Annotated in this window: 22 protein-coding genes and 1 pseudogene; 14 read left to right on the top strand and 9 right to left on the bottom strand. The window is 43.6% G+C overall.

Features of this window, described 5'->3' with window-relative positions:
* Both JGK36_RS07990 and JGK36_RS07985 read left to right on the top strand, forming a co-directional pair.
* A partial coding sequence (locus tag JGK36_RS07990) for a transposase (protein WP_293200872.1) occupies positions 1-473 on the top strand: 473 nt, incomplete at its 5' end.
* A gap of 42 nt (positions 474-515) precedes the next feature.
* Complete coding sequence (locus JGK36_RS07985; RefSeq protein ID WP_293192257.1) at positions 516-641, top strand: hypothetical protein; 126 nt, start codon at positions 516-518, stop codon at positions 639-641.
* A gap of 227 nt (positions 642-868) precedes the next feature.
* On the opposite strand, the gene JGK36_RS07980 is transcribed toward JGK36_RS07985, so the two are convergent.
* Positions 869-1,813, bottom strand: a complete 945-nt coding sequence (locus JGK36_RS07980; protein ID WP_293192255.1) for a cation diffusion facilitator family transporter — start codon at positions 1,811-1,813, stop codon at positions 869-871.
* 241 nt (positions 1,814-2,054) lie between these two features.
* On the opposite strand from JGK36_RS07980, the gene JGK36_RS07975 reads away from it, so the two are divergent.
* The gene (locus JGK36_RS07975) at positions 2,055-2,402 is read left to right on the top strand and encodes a hypothetical protein (RefSeq protein ID WP_293183136.1); all 348 of its coding nucleotides are present in this window, start codon (positions 2,055-2,057) and stop codon (positions 2,400-2,402) included.
* 192 nt (positions 2,403-2,594) lie between these two features.
* Here JGK36_RS07975 and JGK36_RS07970 read toward each other — a convergent pair whose 3' ends face one another.
* From JGK36_RS07970 to JGK36_RS07950, 5 genes are all read right to left on the bottom strand, one after another.
* Entirely contained in the window at positions 2,595-3,464 is an 870-nt protein-coding gene (locus tag JGK36_RS07970; RefSeq protein WP_293192253.1) for a sulfurtransferase, read from the bottom strand.
* A gap of 14 nt (positions 3,465-3,478) precedes the next feature.
* Positions 3,479-3,988, bottom strand: a complete 510-nt coding sequence (locus JGK36_RS07965; protein WP_293196663.1) for a type IV pilin-like G/H family protein — start codon at positions 3,986-3,988, stop codon at positions 3,479-3,481.
* 128 nt (positions 3,989-4,116) lie between these two features.
* The gene (mtnA, locus tag JGK36_RS07960; RefSeq protein WP_293183142.1) at positions 4,117-5,178 is read right to left on the bottom strand and encodes an S-methyl-5-thioribose-1-phosphate isomerase; all 1,062 of its coding nucleotides are present in this window, start codon (positions 5,176-5,178) and stop codon (positions 4,117-4,119) included.
* Positions 5,179-5,482: 304 nt separating this feature from the next.
* Positions 5,483-6,067, bottom strand: coding sequence for a TIGR04376 family protein (locus JGK36_RS07955; protein WP_293183144.1), 585 nt, complete (start codon positions 6,065-6,067; stop codon positions 5,483-5,485).
* A 309-nt stretch (positions 6,068-6,376) separates the two neighbouring features.
* Positions 6,377-7,606, bottom strand: coding sequence for a hypothetical protein (locus JGK36_RS07950; RefSeq protein ID WP_293183147.1), 1,230 nt, complete (start codon positions 7,604-7,606; stop codon positions 6,377-6,379).
* 638 nt (positions 7,607-8,244) lie between these two features.
* Between JGK36_RS07950 and JGK36_RS07945 the strand changes: the two genes are divergently transcribed.
* A complete protein-coding gene (locus JGK36_RS07945) occupies positions 8,245-8,856 on the top strand; it encodes a 2OG-Fe(II) oxygenase (RefSeq protein WP_293200870.1) in 612 nt (203 codons plus the stop codon).
* 204 nt (positions 8,857-9,060) lie between these two features.
* Entirely contained in the window at positions 9,061-9,681 is a 621-nt protein-coding gene (locus tag JGK36_RS07940) for a methyltransferase domain-containing protein (protein WP_293192245.1), read from the top strand.
* Between the two features lie 25 nt (positions 9,682-9,706).
* On the opposite strand, the gene JGK36_RS07935 is transcribed toward JGK36_RS07940, so the two are convergent.
* The 3 genes from JGK36_RS07935 to JGK36_RS07925 all read right to left on the bottom strand — a co-directional run bounded on the left by JGK36_RS07935 (position 9,707) and on the right by JGK36_RS07925 (position 13,369).
* Complete coding sequence (locus JGK36_RS07935; RefSeq protein WP_293196661.1) at positions 9,707-10,264, bottom strand: hypothetical protein; 558 nt, start codon at positions 10,262-10,264, stop codon at positions 9,707-9,709.
* Positions 10,251-11,369, bottom strand: coding sequence for an AAA family ATPase (locus JGK36_RS07930; RefSeq protein WP_293183155.1), 1,119 nt, complete (start codon positions 11,367-11,369; stop codon positions 10,251-10,253). The genes JGK36_RS07935 and JGK36_RS07930 overlap by 14 nt, the downstream gene beginning before the upstream one ends.
* Positions 11,370-11,446: 77 nt before the next feature.
* Positions 11,447-13,369: an ABC-F family ATP-binding cassette domain-containing protein gene (locus tag JGK36_RS07925; protein WP_293196660.1), complete on the bottom strand. Its 1,923-nt coding sequence runs from the start codon at positions 13,367-13,369 to the stop codon at positions 11,447-11,449.
* 193 nt (positions 13,370-13,562) lie between these two features.
* Here JGK36_RS07925 and JGK36_RS07920 point away from each other — a divergent pair, with 193 nt between their 5' ends.
* From JGK36_RS07920 to JGK36_RS07880, 9 genes and pseudogenes are all read left to right on the top strand, one after another.
* Positions 13,563-13,805: a DUF433 domain-containing protein gene (locus tag JGK36_RS07920; RefSeq protein ID WP_293192239.1), complete on the top strand. Its 243-nt coding sequence runs from the start codon at positions 13,563-13,565 to the stop codon at positions 13,803-13,805.
* Positions 13,789-14,163 carry a DUF5615 family PIN-like protein gene (locus tag JGK36_RS07915; protein ID WP_293183160.1) on the top strand — a complete coding sequence of 125 codons (375 nt, stop codon included), beginning with the start codon at positions 13,789-13,791 and terminating at the stop codon, positions 14,161-14,163. The genes JGK36_RS07920 and JGK36_RS07915 overlap by 17 nt, the downstream gene beginning before the upstream one ends.
* A 202-nt stretch (positions 14,164-14,365) precedes the next feature.
* Positions 14,366-14,920, top strand: a complete 555-nt coding sequence (locus JGK36_RS07910) for a hypothetical protein (protein ID WP_293183162.1) — start codon at positions 14,366-14,368, stop codon at positions 14,918-14,920.
* 146 nt (positions 14,921-15,066) lie between these two features.
* The gene (locus tag JGK36_RS07905) at positions 15,067-15,321 is read left to right on the top strand and encodes a hypothetical protein (RefSeq protein WP_293183164.1); all 255 of its coding nucleotides are present in this window, start codon (positions 15,067-15,069) and stop codon (positions 15,319-15,321) included.
* Positions 15,314-15,577: a type II toxin-antitoxin system RelE/ParE family toxin gene (locus JGK36_RS07900; protein WP_293183166.1), complete on the top strand. Its 264-nt coding sequence runs from the start codon at positions 15,314-15,316 to the stop codon at positions 15,575-15,577. Before JGK36_RS07905 ends, JGK36_RS07900 begins: the two co-directional genes overlap by 8 nt.
* Positions 15,578-15,670: 93 nt before the next feature.
* Positions 15,671-16,054, top strand: a complete 384-nt coding sequence (locus JGK36_RS07895; protein WP_293183168.1) for a hypothetical protein — start codon at positions 15,671-15,673, stop codon at positions 16,052-16,054.
* A complete protein-coding gene (locus JGK36_RS07890) occupies positions 16,044-16,391 on the top strand; it encodes a DUF5615 family PIN-like protein (RefSeq protein WP_293183170.1) in 348 nt (115 codons plus the stop codon). The genes JGK36_RS07895 and JGK36_RS07890 overlap by 11 nt, the downstream gene beginning before the upstream one ends.
* A gap of 142 nt (positions 16,392-16,533) precedes the next feature.
* On the top strand, positions 16,534-17,043 hold the full coding sequence (locus tag JGK36_RS07885) for a DUF262 domain-containing protein (RefSeq protein ID WP_293183172.1): 510 nt from the start codon (positions 16,534-16,536) through the stop codon (positions 17,041-17,043).
* Positions 17,044-17,127: 84 nt separating this feature from the next.
* Positions 17,128-17,832: pseudogene (locus tag JGK36_RS07880) on the top strand (MAE_28990/MAE_18760 family HEPN-like nuclease).
* Positions 17,833-17,969: the final 137 nt, after the last annotated feature.

The following is a 17,969-nucleotide window of genomic DNA, read 5'->3' as shown; positions in this document are numbered from 1 at the left end:
AAGATTCTAAAAGAAGGAATGTAACTCGCATTAAAATTGCCAAGTTACACAATCGAATTGCCGACACCCGCCAAGACTTCCTACACAAATTGTCAACCAAAATAGTCAACGAAAACCAAGTAATTATTTTGGAAGATTTGAACGTGTCAGGCATGGTCAAGAATCGTAAACTTGCCAGTGCAATTAGTCTGCAAGGATGGAGAGAATTCAGGACTCTTTGTGAGGGCAAGTCGGAGAAATTTGGCAGGGAATTCAAGGTAATTAGTAGGTGGGAATCGACTAGCCAAATCTGTGCAGATTGTGGATTCAAATGGGGGAAGATTGATTTATCTATTCGTTCAGTGCTTTGCGTCAGTTGCGGTGTTGAGCAAGATAGAGATGAAAACGCTGCTAGGAATATAGAAATGGTCGGCATGGACCTTAAATGTACGCGGAGACAGAGTAAGACTATGAAAGGTAGCATCAGTCGATGAGGCGTAAAGAATCCCCGCGCGTTTACGCCGGGGAGTATGTCAATGAGAGATTACTACCCGCTGAGGTGGTTGGGAGCTTTGGGAGCGCAAGTCGAAATTCTGGTACCTTGGGACTTGCGAGAGAAAATAGCTGTAGAAATCCAAAATACTGGCAACTTATACCTATAGTCTTTTGCCCGATAATTATTAAAGCTATTGTGGAAAACTTGCATATTTCTGTGGAAAACCCCCTTTTTCCTGTGGAAAACCACAACTAAACGAAGTGCGATTGCTCTCACCAGATTGATAGGATTTAAAAAATTGGAGGAATTGCGATCGCCTTTCATCGCCTTCCTCCTTTATCACTCAACCTGCTTTTTACTGGAAATACAGCCTAAATCTTTCTTGCTTCATCCTTACCTCTTGCTGATTCCTTCTTCCCTCTCTTGCGCCTCGTAGCTAATTTGGTCGGAATGGTAAGCAGGCGGCTCAACGTGAATTAAGATGCGTACAGGGCTGAAACGTTCTTCCAAACGGGCTTCAACTTCTTCTGTGATCCGGTGAGCAGTTTCTACATCGACAGCATTGACAATCATGTGCATATCAATAAACACTTGACGCCCGATCAGCCCGCGAGAGGCGATCGAGTGACAATTAACAACTCCGGGCACATCCATGGCAATTGCTTGGATGACTTCCGGTGCGATCGCCATTTCATCCACCAACCAAGGCAAATTTTCCGTTAAAACTTTCCAACCGCTGTGAAATACCAAAAGAGCAACTGGAAAAGACAAAAACACATCCAGGGATTGCAATTGAGGTATCTTTAAAATCTGACCTTGCCAAACACCAATCAACCCGCCGATGACCATAATTGTCACCCAAACATCGCTCATCGTGTGCTGGGCGTCAGCCACCAAAATCGCGCTACCGAGACGTTTGCCAACTCTGCGCTCGTAAAAAGTTACAAAAATATTAATCCCCAGTACCAGCAGCAAAATCCACAGTTCATTTGGGGATATTTTGACAGCTTTACCGCCGTGTAGCAGCCTTTCGACAGCACCGCTGAGAATTTCAAAACAGGCAATTCCCAGAAAAACTGCAATTCCCAGAGCTCCGAGAGCGTCAAATTTCTGGTGTCCGTAGGGATGATCGCGATCGGGTTGCGGATTGGCATAATGATTAGTTACCAATCCTAAAATATTATTAGCGCTGTCCGTGACGCTGTGCAAGGCATCTGCCAGCAAACTCAAGGAACCAGTCAGCCATCCCACGCCTGCTTTAATTGCCATCACTAGCAAGTTTAGCAATAAGGTAATGATTAAAACCTTGCGGACTTCGGAACGGTTATCGGCAACCATAGAATCTCCTCTATCAGCGATCGAGTTTTCTGGCTTCTAGTTTAAAGCGTATCAAGTCACGAAAGGTTAAAAGTATTATAGAATCTAGCTTGCAACTAGATTTATTTTCATTAATTTAGCCAAGCTTGTTGAGAGAAGTTTCAATTAATAGCATTCTCGCAGTCCAATTGAGCTGGAACGTACTTCTTTTGGGTTACTATATTTTTTAGCATTAACGATTGTATATTAAATTTCATTGCCCATGTCTCTTTCTCCGCTGACACTGAATTTAGTTGAAGGTTCTGTCTCGTTTAGCTTTTCCCCGGAAGCTGCGCGGGATTTGCAAAGTGCGATCGCCACTTTGATGGACAGCTTGAAAGCCGTAGCAGCCAAAACCGCTGGTGCTAAAGCTTCTCCCCAAAAACCGATGGAATATCGGTATGCAGGGGATGTATTTTTGGAGGTTTTCTGCAACCCAAATATTTGGGCGACTCCTTTTGCTGCGAAAGTGCTGATTACGGTTAGGGACGATCGCCTGCGCGTCACCACCGAAGCCGAACTGAGCCGCCTGCGCGACGATCTCGCTCAGTATATCGAACAAGTTGGTTGAGATGCTTCAACCTGAAACCCGTCGGTTTATCAAGGTTGCATTCTTAATGAATTAGCAGGTTTTGTCAAAGCTTAGTAGGGTGCGTCAGCTATGGTTATTTCATATATAATTAAAAAGCTCTGAGCTGACGCACCCTACGACCAAACTAAGAGGGCTGAAGCCCAACAACGTACCTCATCATTCTGAGAACCGCTATATCTCTAATTGACAAGCTCTAAGCTGAGGCAACCTACGACTTTTTTCTAACTGATAGCTATCAGCAGGCGAAGCCGACCATTCCCACATTGAACCTGCATAATTCTTAGCATCAAAGCCGAAACTTGTCAACACCGAAGTCAACCACGCAGACCTAATTCCGCCACTACAATAACTCACAATTTTAGTTGACAGCGAAACACCTTTCTGCCGCAAGATTTCGACAATTTCCCCGCGAGAGAGGAGTTGTCCCTGCTTGTCCATCAACTGTTTGTAATAAAGGTGAATTGCCCCGGGAATGTGGCCGCCCCGCGTTTCTCCGTAAGGTGTTTTACCTGCATATTCTCGCGGCTCTCGGGCATCAATAACTGCTAAATTATCATTGCCTAAAATAGCTTTTAAATCATCCCGATTGATTTCCCAAGTCGAGCGGCGAGATACGATAAAATCTCCGGGCTGAGGTGGATTATTTGCACCTGTTACGTGAGAAATTCCAGCTTTGACTAAAGCTTGATATCCTCCACCTACAAAAACAGCTTTTTCGTGTCCCAAACTTCGCAGCATCCAAACAATCCGCCCGTCTTCGCCCCATCCTTTCACGGAATTGGCGATCGCGATTACAGGTTTGTCTTGACAAATTCCCAGTGCTTGCAGTTTTTCTGTTAAGATTGTGTCATCTTCGAGAATTTTGCCTTTGTGCGGAAAGTGCGATCGCGAAAATTCCTGCCAAGTTACGGGAATAGCTGGCGGGAGACGGCAAAACCACTTTAAAATAGGTGCGCGAGCATCGAGCAAGGTAGCTCCTCGTGACAGCAACTCCTTAGCTATATCTGCACTTACTATCCAATTATCTGCTAAATTACACATCAATTAGAGATAATTTATTGAGCAACTTTTGCTGTATTAGCACCGCAGGCTACAACCCCTTTAGTATCCATTGTTGGCTTAGCTGGTTTAATCTTGCCAGAAGCAACATTTAGACACAAGATTGTTTGGGTCTTATTTCCTGCCAAAAAGACTCCACCCACAAAACTTTTGAGATTAGATTGATTCGACACTGCATAATTAAATACAGCTTTGTTTACTGTATCAATTGAATATTTGTAATTAGCTGTGTCAGCTTTAATGCCGAGAGCTAGATTAGAAACAGAACTTGTAAAACCCGTATTATTGCGATAGTAGTCTTGCTGAGCTTTATTCATTTCTACCACATATTGTTTGGCTGCTGATTCCTGAGTTTTAAGGGTTGGCGACAACTGAGCATGAGCCACTGTAGGAAACAAAACTGGTAGAATTAGAGTTGCGATCGCAATTTTTATCTGCTGGTTACGAGAGCTATAAATCATGTTTTTACCATTGCTTAAAACTTGAATGGCGGTAGGACGCTGCACGGCCGTGTCTTTACATATCTGCGGCTTTGGCTACATATTTCACGTCAAATTCATCGCTCCACCTAATTAGCCAAAGCAGTATTATTCGCAAAAATTAATCATGAACTGAGCGGTGGAGTAACATACAATTAAACTAATTGTTTTGCTTGAAACTGTTTCAAATCTTCCGGAGCAACCGTGCCGTATTCTGTGATAATTCCCGAGATTAATGCAGCCGGAGTTACATCAAAAGCTGGATTGTAAAATTCTACTCCTTCAGGACAAATTCGGGTAGTTCCAACTTGATACATTTCAACTGAATCGCGTTCTTCAATGGGGATTTGGCTACCGTCGGAAAGTTCAAAATCAATTGTTGACAGAGGAGCGGCGACAAAGAAGGGGACGTTGTGAGCTTTGGCAACAATTGCTAAACTGTAAGTGCCAATTTTATTGGCGGCGTCGCCGTTAGCAGCGATTCTGTCTGCACCGACAACTACGGCGTGAATCATGCCGAGTTTCATGCAGTGAGCGGCCATATTGTCGGCGATTAATGTGACGGGAATTCCTTCTTGCACGCATTCCCAAGTGGTGAGTTTGGCGCCTTGGAGACGGGGGCGAGTTTCGTCAGCAAAAACTCTGCCGAGTCGGCCTTCTCGCCAAGCAGAACGAAATACACCTAATGCTGTACCGTAGCCGGCTGTGGCTAACGCACCGGCATTGCAGTGAGTTAGTAAGTTCAATTTTTCGGGTGTTGCTGGTAGAACTTCTAAACCTTTGTCGCCGATATCTTTACAAGTTTGTACGTCTTCTGCTTGAATGGTTTTGGCCATTTCTAACAAAGTTTTTTGTACTTGTTCGACGGAACCGGTAGTTTGATTTGCTGTTTTGAGCATTCGGGATATTGCCCAAAACAAATTAACTGCTGTGGGACGAGTCGATCGCAATAATTCACCAACTTGTTCTAGTTTAGCCAGAAATTCAGTGCGATCGCCCGTTGAGATTTCTCGCGCCCCCAAATACATCCCGTAAGCTGCTGCTACCCCAATCGCCGGAGCACCTCGGACGATCATAGTTTTAATCGCCTCAGCCATATCTTGAGAGTTGGTAATTTCGACTGTAGCGTATTCTTTGGGCAGTCGGTTTTGCTCAATTAGCAGCACTCGGTCTTCAATCCAGGTGACGGGGGAAACGGGGGATTTTTGAGCAGTCATCGGTTTCAATGATATGAGGGACAAGTTTCTATGATGCCATGAAGGCGACTCTTCCTCCTATGTTATGAGCGATAGGCTGGATTTGCCAAAATCCCTGTCCTGCCGTTGGAGATTGGAGATTGGAGATTGGAGATTTATTGCATATTTACGAATATATGGGTACAGAATTAACAAAAATTATTGTTCAACAGGGATACTCTCGATCGGCTGTTGCGGATTTAAATTGTATATTTCCCGGAACTGTTCCCCACTCCTCAAATTCTCCTCTGGAACATAGCACGCTATCTCTCGCTCGCCCAGCAGCTTATCGACCCATATTGCGTTTCATGCGATCGAGTTCTTCCTCAGCTTCCCAGTTTTGAAACTTTTGTTCTAGAGGGTCTGCCGCCTTAAAACTGTTATAATTAGAACTCTGATTCCAACCCTTTGTATCCCAATTCTGCTCAGTTTTATCTGCTTTAGCGGTAGTTTTAGTTTTCGCTTCTGCGGCTTTGGCCCGGACTTCTTTTCGGCGCAATTGAATTTGGCGGTACAATTCTTTGGCTTTTTCTATCCGTTCTTTGCAGCCTTGCATTTGTCCCCAGCGCTGATTTCCCTGACGCAGCAAAGCTGCTTGTCGCTCTTGGGCGGCTTGAGCGAGATCCAGCCTTTGAGCTGCTTTGGCTTTGTTGGCGCGATCGTTCCAGCGCTGAATTTCTTGGGCGGCGGACAGAATTTCTGCTTGCAGTGTTTTCTCTTGTTTCTGAATCTCTAGAATCAGTCGCAGGGTGTCTTCTTCTTGTTCCTTGAGTTGTTCTTCTATTGCCTGCAATTCCAGGTGGGGGTTGCTACGCAAAAATTCTTCTAATCGGGTTTCTAGAAAGCGGCTGACATCATCAAATATGCTCATTTTTTATGAAAATTCTGTGTTATTGGTTATTTGTTATTGGTTATTTGTTATTCGTTTTTAGCAGTGGAGATTCCCCAGCGATCGATTTATTAGCTACTAACAACTGACCCTTCGACTTCGCTCAAGGCACCGCAACTGACAACTGATAACTGATATCGTTTCCGGTTGCATGGTCAGGTGATTTAACCTTTCTAGAACACTATTGACACAGAGTCCGAGAATAGAGAGCTGAATACAGGACGATGCTACCGGAATTGATATGACAACTGACAACTGACAACTGACAACTGTCAACTGTCAACTAACGGATTAGAACTTTTGTCCGACAAAAACCGATCGCACATCTCCACCCTTGCGGATAACTGCTTCTTGATTTTTGATTTCTGCCAGAGTCCAACCGCTAGCGCCGATGCTTTCACCGACATAAATTCTGCGGGCTACACCGTCTACTTCAAACAAAGCAGCCGATCGATCGCCCAATTCCAAAATCCCCACTAGCGTCTGGGCGGAAGTCGGCGCGCCGGTAACAGCCGCTGCCGATTGCTGGGGCGCTGGCGCGGATTGCCCTGCTGCTGGCGCTGGTGCTGATTCAGTTTCGCGAGCCAAAATCTTTGGCTGCACAGACTCCGAGGGGGAAGCAGCAGCCGCGAGGGGACTGCGATTGCCAGCGGTGGCGATCGCGCGACCGGAGGCAGAGGCTGACGGTGAAGGCGAACCTGCTGCGGTTTGAGAAGCTGCCGGAACCGCCACATTCACCTGAGTCGGAGCCGCCGGAGCCACAGTCACCTGAGCGGGGGGAGGGATGACTACGACTTGGGGTGCAGGTGCTCCCGGCGCGGCGGCGGCTTGTTCTAGGGCATTCGCGATGCGGTTGACTGCTGTCGAAAGACCTGCGGTTGCCGGTGGCGCGCCGGAAATTGAAATGCTCGGGAGTGTTCCTGGGGTTGCGGCTCCCGGAACTGTGGCAAGTTGCGAGTTAGCCTGAGGAGCTTTTTTTTGTTCGATCGCTACTAGCGATCGCTGCACGTATTCGACAAACTGGGTGTCTGGTGCAATTTTGCCACTTGCTGCCGGCGTCTGCGGGGTCGGGGCTGCGGGCAAGCGCACCAGTCCCGACCTGCTTGCCAGCCACAATCCCATGACTAGAAGCAGCGACCCACAGGCTGCTCCTAGCAGGATTCGGTCAAATGATTGTTTGGACTGTTTTTTGGTTGTTTCTAGGGCGACTTGGCGGGCGATCGCTGCTACCTCTTGTTCCCCGCCTCGCGGAGGTTCTGGCGCCAACTGCGACAAAACTATTTGAGGTACCGAGATGGATTTTAGCGCCACGAATTCTGCTGGTGGCATCTGCTCGGCTGGCAGTCCCTCGCTGCCGTCGAATGCTCGATCGACTCCTTCAAACAGTTCGTCCATCAACCGATCGGCGTAGGACTCTACTGCCACTGTTTCGGATGGCACTGTTTCGACGGTCGCCACCACGGCGATCGGATCGGACGCTGATTCCAAGGACATCTGTTTGGCGATTACTTTTTGAGGCATAGTTTTTTGTTGGCTCCCGCTCCTCGACAACTCTGAGATTCTCAACTTCAGATTTCTACAGGATACTTGTGATGTTGACCAATTCTTGGCTTAGAACAGGTTAATTGTAGCTCAACTCATAACAAAATTTTTAGTCTTTGGCAAACTTATTGCCCGGTCTCTACTTCTGAAGCAAGCTGTTTTCCGCCTTTTTGCCTGCTAATTTCTGCTGCCACTTTTACTCAGCCTTAGTCTCATACACATTTTAGTTTTTTTGTCAATGCCCATTCAGGGCTTTCCCCGGCTCTAGACACACAACTTGACTTTACGGCTAATCGATTGAAGAATTGGAGAATTGGAGAATTCAAGAATTGACACCAATGACTATTGAAATACAATATAAGGGACAAATAGAATTACCTGGTGAAAAAATACAGTTACATCTATAAAAAAAGAAGGTTATAGCCTTTCTCAGAAAGATGAGGTACTAATGGGCATAGGGCATAGGGCATAGAGCATAGGACTCGCGGGCATACCTCACTTTTTTGAGAAAGGCTATATATTAATGTATGAGATATTGCCAAACATTTAGGATGGCAGTTAAATAGTATTTATTTTTGCCATTTAAAAAAGTTACAAAGAAATCGTCAACATTACCTTTGAATTCCTTGAAATACTATAGCAAACATCTTAACGCTTTCTCCACTACTTATCTCAACGATTTGCGCGGAGCAATTCTCGCATCTCCTTATTTTGCCATCAATAATCTCAACCGCGACTTCATCGGTACAAAAGGGTTTTCACTGGTATTCCAGCGTTCAGAGATTGCACAAGTCGAACAGAAATTCCCCTGCTTCAAACCCTATCTAGACCAAGCCCTACAGTCAGCTTGTAATGCTTTTTACCTCAACCCTCTACTGCTGAAAGAAGGTTCTCGCGTCGATCCGCATATCGATCGATCTTTGCGATCGTATTGCAAAACAGTTGAACCGCCCGCGACAGTCAGCGTATTGTATGTGCAAGTACCGACAAATCTGGAAGGCGGAGAGTTGGTGTTGCGCTGTCACAAAAAACAAGTCGGGCAAATTAAGCCAGAAGCAAATACGCTGGTGTATTTCCAAGGAGACTTAACCCATTCTGTGAATGCAGTTACAAGTCCTGGGACTCGCCTGAGTTTGGTTTGCGAACAGTACAGTTTGAGTGAAACAGAATTAGCAGATATTCCCGGATTTACATTAGAATCTCGGGCTGTAAAATCCAAAATAAAATAAGACAGTTCCGAGCTTTCATCTAATAAGCTGAGGTGCATCTAAATTTCACAGTTAAGTTTGATAAAATTATTGTGGAGTGGGCGTCTCGCCCGAAAAATTCACTTAGATTTTGATAAAATTATTGTGGGGTGGGCGTCTCGCCCGCACAAAAAACCTAACTTAGATGCGGAACAGCTTATTATGTCTTCCTTCTAATTAAAAATCATGTACTCAGATCCAGTTCAAACAGAATATTCTCGCCTCGCCAAGCGATATGATAGTCGTTGGTCATTTTATGTCAATGCCACAATTGGGGAAACACTCAACCGTCTAGAAATTAACCAAGGAGAACGTATTTTAGACCTTGGTTGTGGAACCGGGGTTTTAATCCAGCGTCTGTTACAGGTGTCTCCAGAATCAGAAGTTATCGGAATTGACGCCTGTGCCGAAATGCTCGAAATTGCCAAACAGAAACTACCTGAATTTGTGGAGTTAAAACTAGGTAGTGCTGACAACCTGCCATTTCCCAGCAACTATTTTGATCTAGTAGTTTCAACCAGTGCATTTCATTTTTTTCGAGATCCATTCCAAGCACTCCAAGAAGCAAAACGGGTTCTCAAACCTAATGGTCGTCTAGTGATTACAGATTGGTGTTATGATTATCTAACTTGCAAGGTTTGTGACTTTTTCCTGCGATGTTTTAACCGCGCTCATTTGCGTACCTATGGAGTCGCGGAATGTCAAGCGATGATGCAAAGTGAGGGATTGCAAGAAGTTGAAATTGAACGATACAAAATCGATTGGTTTTGGGGGATGATGACAGCGACAGCAGTCAATCGATTTTAGATTTTAGATTTTATGATTGATTAACTCATTGATCCAACAGTGATAACACCCGCTGTAATTCCCCACAAGCTGCCTGAAGCGATGGCGGTGCATCTTCTGGTAAGCTTTGAGAATAACATCGATCGGCTAAATTCTCAACATAGGTTTTGCAAATAGCCTCATTTTTCTCATATTTTGCGTAAGCATCCTCCTCATTCACAGTTTCTCCCTGCAAATAGTGTATCCAAGTCTCAATATTGCGCTTGGGGACGAAAATTGCGATCGCCTCATGGGATTCCCTCTTTTCCTGAGCATCTTGATCGAGTATACTAGCTAACTGATTTAGTCTGTCTTGTGGCGTACCCGTATCTGCATCAATTAATACCACTAATGCGATCGAAACCCGGTTTCTATTTTGGCGATAAGCTTTCACTTCCACCGGATACTGACTGCGTACATACTGTTCTCCAGATTGGCTACCGGGCGGACAAATCTTAGTCCGAAATAGACCTGTGAAACCTCGCTTTTTCAGGAAATGACGGGCAAAAACCTCCTGCTGTCTGTCCTCGCAGAGAATGACAATCTGAACTCTACGCTGACTCATTCAACCATCCCCGTGCAATCAATTCAGAAACTGGCAATCCAGAATTATCAGCTACTTCACTACTAATTCGTTTAACTCGAACCGCAGCATTGCTTTGACGCTCAAACCAATAGCCAATCGGTGAAGCTAACAGATAGTTAATTAACTCAGGATGGTGAGAAATTAGTAAAGCTTGAAGTTTTCCCTCGTTACAAAGGTCATAAAGTTCAATCAGCCAAGGTTGAATTTCTGGTAATGCTAAAAAGTTTTCCGGTTCATCAATCCACAAAGTATAGTCTTCAGATTTTGTACCGTGAATCAGGGTATATAAAGCAACTAGGGTTTTTTGTCCATCCGACAATTCTCCCAAGCGATATTCAATTGGTTTGATATTGTCTGTTTCTCCTGAAAACCGCAGTTTTAACAACACATTTTCTTCGCTGACTCGCTCAAATTTAAAATTGTTGAATCCATTCAAAACATCTTTTAAAATATTTCCTATTTCCGCAACCTTACCTTGATCTTCAGATAAGTAGCGATACCAAGAAACAAAATTTTCCATTTTTGGAGTCAAACGCATTTGTTCTTGCTTGCTTTCATCAACCATCAAGCTGGGAACAACTTGCACGATGATAAATCGCGCCATCCGTTCTCTAAACCAAGTTAACTTCGTGTTGTCGTTTCTTGGCATTAATGAAGGCAGAATAGATTGCGACCAGTCAAACTGGTATTTCGGGCCTGGCGAATAATCATCTCGATAGAGTTGAACTTCGCCGAATTCAAATTGTAGTAAAAGTCGGTTATCAAAGAGCAGACTCTCGTACCTAACACGACATTTATCTCCATACTCATCGATTTGTAATTGATATGTGTAGCAGCCGTCATTACCGAGAATTTCTAGCTCGAAACGCTGAATTTGTAAGGTTTGCCAGCGGGTGAAGTCCGCAGGTTTGAAAATTCCTTCTACCTTACTGTCGCCGCTGATAAATGCTTGAATTTTTTGCAATACTTCAAAAACAGTCGATTTACCTGAACCGTTAGCACCTAGAAATAGATTAATTGCATCAAAGTCAAGTTCAAAGTTTACCAGACAGCGAAAATTGTCAATATATATTCGTTTCAGCATGGGATTTTTTTACTTATAATTCCTCTAGCTCCTGTCATTGTTAACAGGAGCCAAACACAACACTCGGACAACCAAAATTACCCCAGCCGTTCGGCTAAGTCCAACCACCGCTCAGTCGCAGTATCAATTTCGTGAGTCAATTTAGCCAAACGATCGGATAACTTCTTCACCTCCGCAAACCCGCTCGGAGCATTGTTGGACAAAATCTTCTCAATCTCTGCTTTCTCTGCTTCCAGCTTCGGAATTTTAGTCTCTAATTGCTCGTATTCCCGCTTATCATTGAAGGAAACTTTAGTTGATTTTTGAGGAGCAACTTTGGCTGATGAATTGTTGGATTCAGCGGTGCGTGTAAGTTTTTCTTTGTCTTTTTGTCCTTTGAGTTCCTTGGCTTCTTCGGCTTTCTTGTAATCTAAATACACTGAGTAATTGCCGGGATATAAACGCAAATTGCCGCCAGGTTCCAAGGCGAACACCATGTCGATCGTCCGATCGAGAAAATAGCGATCGTGCGATACTACAATTACGCAGCCGTTAAAGTCTTCGAGATAATCCTCTAAAACCGCCAGAGTCTGCACGTCTAGGTCGTTTGTGGGTTCGTCGAGAATCAGCACGTTGGGCGCACTCATCAGCACTTTCAGCAAAAATAACCTGCGCTTTTCGCCGCCCGAAAGCTTGTTAATGGGTGCATACTGTTGGTTGGGCGGAAACAGAAACTTTTCCAACATTTGAGAAGCAGTAATGATTTCCCCATCCGCCGTTTGCACCAATTCCGCCACACTTTTGAGATATTCAATCACCCGCTGGTCTTCATTCGGTGTCAAATCCTCTGAATGCTGGTCAAAATAACCGATATGAATGGTTGTGCCAATTTCCACAGTACCAGAATCCGGCTGAATGCGTCCGGTGATGATATCCATCAGCGTCGATTTTCCCGCACCGTTGCAGCCAATAATCCCAATCCGGTCTTCGGGAGTGAAATTGTAGGTAAAATCTCTGATTAAAGTGCGATCGCCATAGGCTTTACGGATATTCAACAACTCAATGACTTTCTTGCCAATTCGGCGGCCCGCTGTGGCAATCTCGACTTTACCATTGGCTGTTTTAAACTCCTCTGCGCGCATATCCTTAATGCGATCGATCCGAGCTTTTTGCTTCGTACTTCGCGCTTTCGGCCCTTTCTTGAGCCATTCCAACTCACGCCGCAATACTCCCGAAAATTTGCGCTGAGTGCTGGCGGCGGATTCTTCAGCTAAGGCTTTTTTCTCCAAATAATAAGCGTAATTGCCAGCATAATTGTATAGGTCGGCGCGATCGATCTCCAGAATGCGATTGGTAACGCGATCGAGAAAATAGCGATCGTGCGTAATCAGCAACAAAGCACCGCGATAGCCGTTCAAATAGTTCTGCAACCACTCCACAGACAGCGCATCCAAGTGGTTTGTCGGTTCATCCATCAACAACACATCAGGTTCAGACAACAGCGCCGTTGCTAAGGCAATTCGCTTGCGGTAGCCACCGGACAAGTCGCCAATTTTGGCATGAAAATCCTCAATCCCCAGCTTCGTCAAAATCAATTTAGCCTTAGTTTCCAAATCCCACGCGCCCACCTCATCAATGCGCGCCGAGACAGTAGACAGACGCGCCATCAACTTGTCGGTATCGCCTTTACCGTGGGACAATTCATCCGAAATTTCTTCATATTCCCGCACCAAAGCCATTTGTTCGCCGCTGTCGGCAAATACTTGCTCTAAAACCGTGTGACTTTCGTCTAAATCCGGCTGTTGCGGCAGATAGACAATTGTAGAGCCTGGATTGACCCAGCGATCGCCAGAGTCGATCGACTCCAAGCCCGCAATCATCTTCAGCAGCGTTGATTTCCCGGAACCGTTGGTACCGATGAGTCCGACTTTATCGCCTTCATCCAGGCTGAAACTGGCATTTGTCAAGAGTTCCTTGATGCCGAAGTCTTTTTTGATCGATCGTAGAGTAAAAATAGTCATGAGTATATAAAATTATCTACTTAGCTTTTGACATTCACTAGCAATTTGCAGTATTTTAGATTATATCATGTCTTGTACCGCACTTGATTTTGATTTGCGATTTCACCCAAGGCAAGCGAGAATTTATCAGTCTAAGTTTCCGAACTGGCAAGATGAGATATAAAATAATAAGTAAGAGTTGAGATTAGGAGCAATGAAAATAGATCGTATTACAAGCAATCCCAAGCGAATGAATGGGCAACCATGTATTCGCGATCTTCGGCTGACTGTTCGTCGGGTCATCGAGCTGCTAGCAACTTATCCCGATCGAGCAGAACTACATCAAGAGTTTCCAGAATTAGAGGATGAAGATATCCGACAAGCTCTAATTTTTGTATCCTCTTATCTTGACGATCGGATCATTGAACTACCTAATCGTTATGAAGCTGTTGCTTGACCAGGGATTACCACTTTCTGCGGCAGCATTATTACGTGATGCAAGTATCGACACCATCCATGTTGGTGAAATTGGTATGTCTCAAGCCGAAGATGCCGAAATCATCCAGAAAGCCAGAGAAGAGGAACGTGTAGTTGTTACCCTCGATGCAGATTTTCATACATTACTAGCACTTGATGAAGCAGTTTCTCCCTCAGTTATTCGCGTTCGGATTGAAAGGTTACGCGCCCAAGCATTAATGGATTTACTGCTGATGGTAATTGCTCAGTGCGAGGAGGATCTAGAACAAGGCTCTGCCATTTCGATCGAGCCAAGCCGTATTCGGATTCGCCGTCTGCCACTCATACCGGATGTCTAAAAAATAGTCATCAGTATCAACAGTCATTTACCTAGCTTTAGTGTAGCATGATATCGCGTGTATTAATTGCATTATTTCTGCTCATATTGCGTCTTGTACCGCATCTTCGATACAATTATAAGTTAGAGTTCTCATCTTGAGCGGTCTTTGTTTTAGGTGTTGTATTCCCATTCAATTTTAACATCGATAACAGTTTAATTATATGAAATTGCACAACACACCTGAAATTGCTAAGTTGAACGGCTACATGGAAGCTATGAGTTGTTGCTTAGATGGTTGCAACTATGTCGTCCGGTTTAGCGCTAAAGGAATACAGCTTGAGGATAATGAATTAGAATCGCAAACATTGGATGAATTAGCTATTCGAGAGAATCTTCAGGAAGTAATACCTGGTTCGGAATTGCAGAGTTTAATGCAACTAGCTTATCCAAGAACACACCCTCATCTTGCAACTATGTGCGAGTGCCATCACGGTCTCACATGGTTGACTACCAGAGTCAATACCTTTATTGCTCGCATAAATCCGTCAGACGGGTTCAAGAATGTGGACAAGCACAAAAAACAGAACCTGACCATAGGATTTTGGCGTAATGTCAATGCGTGTATTGATTATGAAAATTCTCGATTTTTTCAGTACAATCCAGCCTTCGGTGTAGACGATGAGTTATGGGACTTCATAATTTGGGGCTTCACATTTTTGATTGTGAATGAACAACAACGAAGATGTTTACTGATACATGGTGCTGCATCAGATTAAAAACGATGATAAAGCGTTAGCCAAAGTTTTTGGTTGCAGCTTTAGTTTGTGACTTCATTATGTTTCGTTAGTGCGATCGCAACTGGAGATTGACAAACAAAAAACCTATGCGGTAAAATGAGGAAAAAAGCACGGATAATTCCCAAATGAACGATCGCTCCTCAGCAGATTTGATATCTGTGACAGAGTTACACCGCCAGCTTAACGACTTACTCCAGCAACTATCACCAGAACGATTACAGGTGCTTGCTGATTTTGCAGCTTATTTAGCCAATGCTGAAAGCGAAGCTGCAACTCAAGAACTTTTGGCAATTTCTGGATTGCTAGAGCGAGTTAAGCAAAATGAAGCAACTCTTAAAACTGATTATACAAACTGGAGAAGTCTTCGATCTGATGTATGAAGTTCTTCTCCATCCTGATGCTCAAAAGGTTTATGTCAATGCTGACAAAGCCCTAGCGAATAAAATTGCCCGATGTTTGGAGCAGTTAGAACAAACTCCCCGATCGCACCCTAATATTAAAGCCCTCAAAGGAGATTATGCAGGGTACTATCGCTACCGAATCGGTGACTACAGAGTCATTTACTCGATCGAGGATGAAGTGGTACAGGTATTTGTTGTGGCGATAGCCCATCGCAGTCAAGTTTATGAACCGTGAGGGCGAGTTAGTCAGCCCAGCAGCAAGAGTGATTCCAATCCTTGTAAAAACCCACTATAATTCAGATACCAACCTTTGTTGGAGTATTTTTATATGTCCTTGCAACAGCTTAAAGAAAAAGCCTGTCAACTCTCAGTCAGCGATCGCCTGGCCCTGCTAAGTGCGATCGTTCAATCGCTCCAAACTACACCAGAAATCGAGAATTGGCAATATTTAGTTGCACGTCCTCATGCTTGGCGCAAACAACTGTACATTAAAGGACGTAAATTACTGGCATCGACTATTTGGCGAGACATGACTGCTAATGGGATGTCACCCGAACAAGCCGCCGAAAATTGGGATTTACCGCTGTCTGCTATCTATGAAGCGATTGATTACTGTGAGAATCATCAGGAACTTTTAAAATTAGAAGCAGACGAAGAACGCTATCGATTGGAAGCAAAAGGAGTTCGACTTGAGTCTACAAATGCTGCTTGACGAAGATTCTCAAGCAAAATATTTGGTTAATCTACTTCAAGCAGCCGGTCATGATGTAGCCACAGTCAATACACTGAATTTAATGAATCATCCCGATTCAGTCGTGCTAGACGCTGCTAGAAAAAATGAAAGAGTCCTGCTTACACGCAATTGTGATGACTTTCAGGAATTACATCAAGCCAACCCAGAACATTCAGGAATTTTGGCAGTTTACCAAGATTCTGAAGCTTCTAAGAATATGAGTTATCAGGCGATAGTAAAGGCAATTGATAATTTAGAGATAGCAGAATATGACCTCAATAATCAGTTTGTTGTTCTCAATCAATGGAGTTATTAATTTACAATAAATTTATTGTAAATTAAGAAAGCTTAATCAAAACCCCGATCGCCCGTGCCTGCCAATGTATTATAATACAGATACCAACCAAGGTTGAAGTATCTTTGTATGTCCTTGTTATTATAAACGCAGGTTCGTTCTTATGTCTCAAGCACTTAGGCAAGACATCATCAATATCGCCGAAGAGCAGATTGACGAAATAAAGCAAAAGATTGACTACTATACCACAGAATATGCCATCGAATTCATAGTCGATAAATACCTGGAACAAGATGATGCCGGGCTCGGTGAGATTTATCTCCCTGAATTTCACAGAAACTTGAGATGGGGTATTAATCATCAATCTCGATTCATTGAATCGATTATTCTTGGTGTGCCTATTGCTGCCATGATTGTCGCAGAAATCGAAGAAACTGGAAAAATAGCGATTGTTGATGGAGCTCAGAGGGTGATGACTCTGGCAGCTTTCCTGACAAATCAGTTCCAATTGAGCAACCTCCAAACACTAGATTCTCTAAATGGTTCCTATTTTAAGGATCTCGCACCTTCACGCCAAAGAAAGTTTAAAAACACTTCGATCAGAACGATCGTTCTCTCAGACAAGGCTGATGAGAAAGTAATAAATGAAGTGTTTTGTCGCATCAACTCTTGAGAAGATATTGAATTGCGTACCGACAGATTTTTCAATTAAACTGAAGACATATGATGTTAAAAAACCACTTTTAAGTCAAAGCCTATGAAAGAGTTCATCAGAGACTTTAACAGGCGAGTGGCAGAAATTCAGAAATATTTTGAATTAGTAGATAAGATTGAACAACTTGGTGCATTATCTTCTAAATCAATCATCTTCCCATCAGGTGAATATATTGTTGATAGCGAGATTCAAAAAATCTTGCAGTCTCATTGTTATCTGCTATTATACAATCTCGTCGAATCTTCTATTAGAAACGGCATAACAGCAATTCATGATATTATCTTAATCGAGCAATTAACTTATAAAGATTTAAGTCCGAAAATCAAGAGATTGTGGTTGCTGAATGATAAAAGTAAAAGTTTCAGAGACTCATATATCAAAAAAGATTCGATCGCTGACAATCTTCGGGAATTAATTAAATCGGTTTTGGATGATGAGATGGTTTCGTTAGATTCATCTAATATTCCCATATCGGGAAATTTGGATGCTAAAACTATCAAATAACTCATAGATATGTATGGCTTCTTTGGGAATTTAGGAGTTGCGAGTAGAGAAATAGATGACATTCTGAATTTTGTGGTTAAGATCCGATGCGATTTGGCACATGGAAATGTTTCGTTTTGTGATGCTTTGAGTCAAATACTTTGGAGCAAGTTAGTTGATGATAAAGATAAATTGGTGAAATATCTAACTCATATGCTGAATAATATTGATGATTATATTGATCGGAAGAAATACAGAATTTAGCCGTCGGTAGCGACTAGGGTAAAAATATTCCCACTACTCGATCGCACCTTAATTTCCTAGCTTATTTTTGTCCTCCTTTGCGGAAGTTGTCGCTGTCGGATTTCTCTTGATTCGATCGCCCACGCCTTCCAATGTAC

Source organism: Microcoleus sp. PH2017_35_SFW_U_B, assembly GCF_020737865.1.
Classification (GTDB): domain Bacteria; phylum Cyanobacteriota; class Cyanobacteriia; order Cyanobacteriales; family Microcoleaceae; genus Microcoleus.
Note: the sequence above shows the minus strand (reverse complement) of the source record. Positions and strands in the feature narration are given on the sequence as shown.

Bases quoted from the DNA above. Each gene is read 5' to 3' on its own strand.
- JGK36_RS07970 (WP_293192253.1), bottom strand. From the start codon at position 3,464: ATGTGTAATTTAGCAGATAATTGGATAGTAAGTGCAGATATAGCTAAG.
- JGK36_RS07940 (WP_293192245.1), top strand. From the start codon at position 9,061: ATGTACTCAGATCCAGTTCAAACAGAATATTCTCGCCTCGCCAAGCGA.
- JGK36_RS07925 (WP_293196660.1), bottom strand. From the start codon at position 13,369: ATGACTATTTTTACTCTACGATCGATCAAAAAAGACTTCGGCATCAAG.
- JGK36_RS07890 (WP_293183170.1), top strand. From the start codon at position 16,044: ATGCTGCTTGACGAAGATTCTCAAGCAAAATATTTGGTTAATCTACTT.
- JGK36_RS07885 (WP_293183172.1), top strand. From the start codon at position 16,534: ATGTCTCAAGCACTTAGGCAAGACATCATCAATATCGCCGAAGAGCAG.
- JGK36_RS07930 (WP_293183155.1), bottom strand. From the start codon at position 11,369: ATGCTGAAACGAATATATATTGACAATTTTCGCTGTCTGGTAAACTTT.
- JGK36_RS07975 (WP_293183136.1), top strand. From the start codon at position 2,055: ATGTCTCTTTCTCCGCTGACACTGAATTTAGTTGAAGGTTCTGTCTCG.
- JGK36_RS07915 (WP_293183160.1), top strand. From the start codon at position 13,789: ATGAAGCTGTTGCTTGACCAGGGATTACCACTTTCTGCGGCAGCATTA.
- mtnA (WP_293183142.1), bottom strand. From the start codon at position 5,178: ATGACTGCTCAAAAATCCCCCGTTTCCCCCGTCACCTGGATTGAAGAC.
- JGK36_RS07900 (WP_293183166.1), top strand. From the start codon at position 15,314: ATGTATGAAGTTCTTCTCCATCCTGATGCTCAAAAGGTTTATGTCAAT.
- JGK36_RS07895 (WP_293183168.1), top strand. From the start codon at position 15,671: ATGTCCTTGCAACAGCTTAAAGAAAAAGCCTGTCAACTCTCAGTCAGC.
- JGK36_RS07980 (WP_293192255.1), bottom strand. From the start codon at position 1,813: ATGGTTGCCGATAACCGTTCCGAAGTCCGCAAGGTTTTAATCATTACC.
- JGK36_RS07985 (WP_293192257.1), top strand. From the start codon at position 516: ATGAGAGATTACTACCCGCTGAGGTGGTTGGGAGCTTTGGGAGCGCAA.
- JGK36_RS07955 (WP_293183144.1), bottom strand. From the start codon at position 6,067: ATGAGCATATTTGATGATGTCAGCCGCTTTCTAGAAACCCGATTAGAA.
- JGK36_RS07950 (WP_293183147.1), bottom strand. From the start codon at position 7,606: ATGCCTCAAAAAGTAATCGCCAAACAGATGTCCTTGGAATCAGCGTCC.
- JGK36_RS07935 (WP_293196661.1), bottom strand. From the start codon at position 10,264: ATGAGTCAGCGTAGAGTTCAGATTGTCATTCTCTGCGAGGACAGACAG.
- JGK36_RS07905 (WP_293183164.1), top strand. From the start codon at position 15,067: ATGAACGATCGCTCCTCAGCAGATTTGATATCTGTGACAGAGTTACAC.
- JGK36_RS07920 (WP_293192239.1), top strand. From the start codon at position 13,563: ATGAAAATAGATCGTATTACAAGCAATCCCAAGCGAATGAATGGGCAA.
- JGK36_RS07910 (WP_293183162.1), top strand. From the start codon at position 14,366: ATGAAATTGCACAACACACCTGAAATTGCTAAGTTGAACGGCTACATG.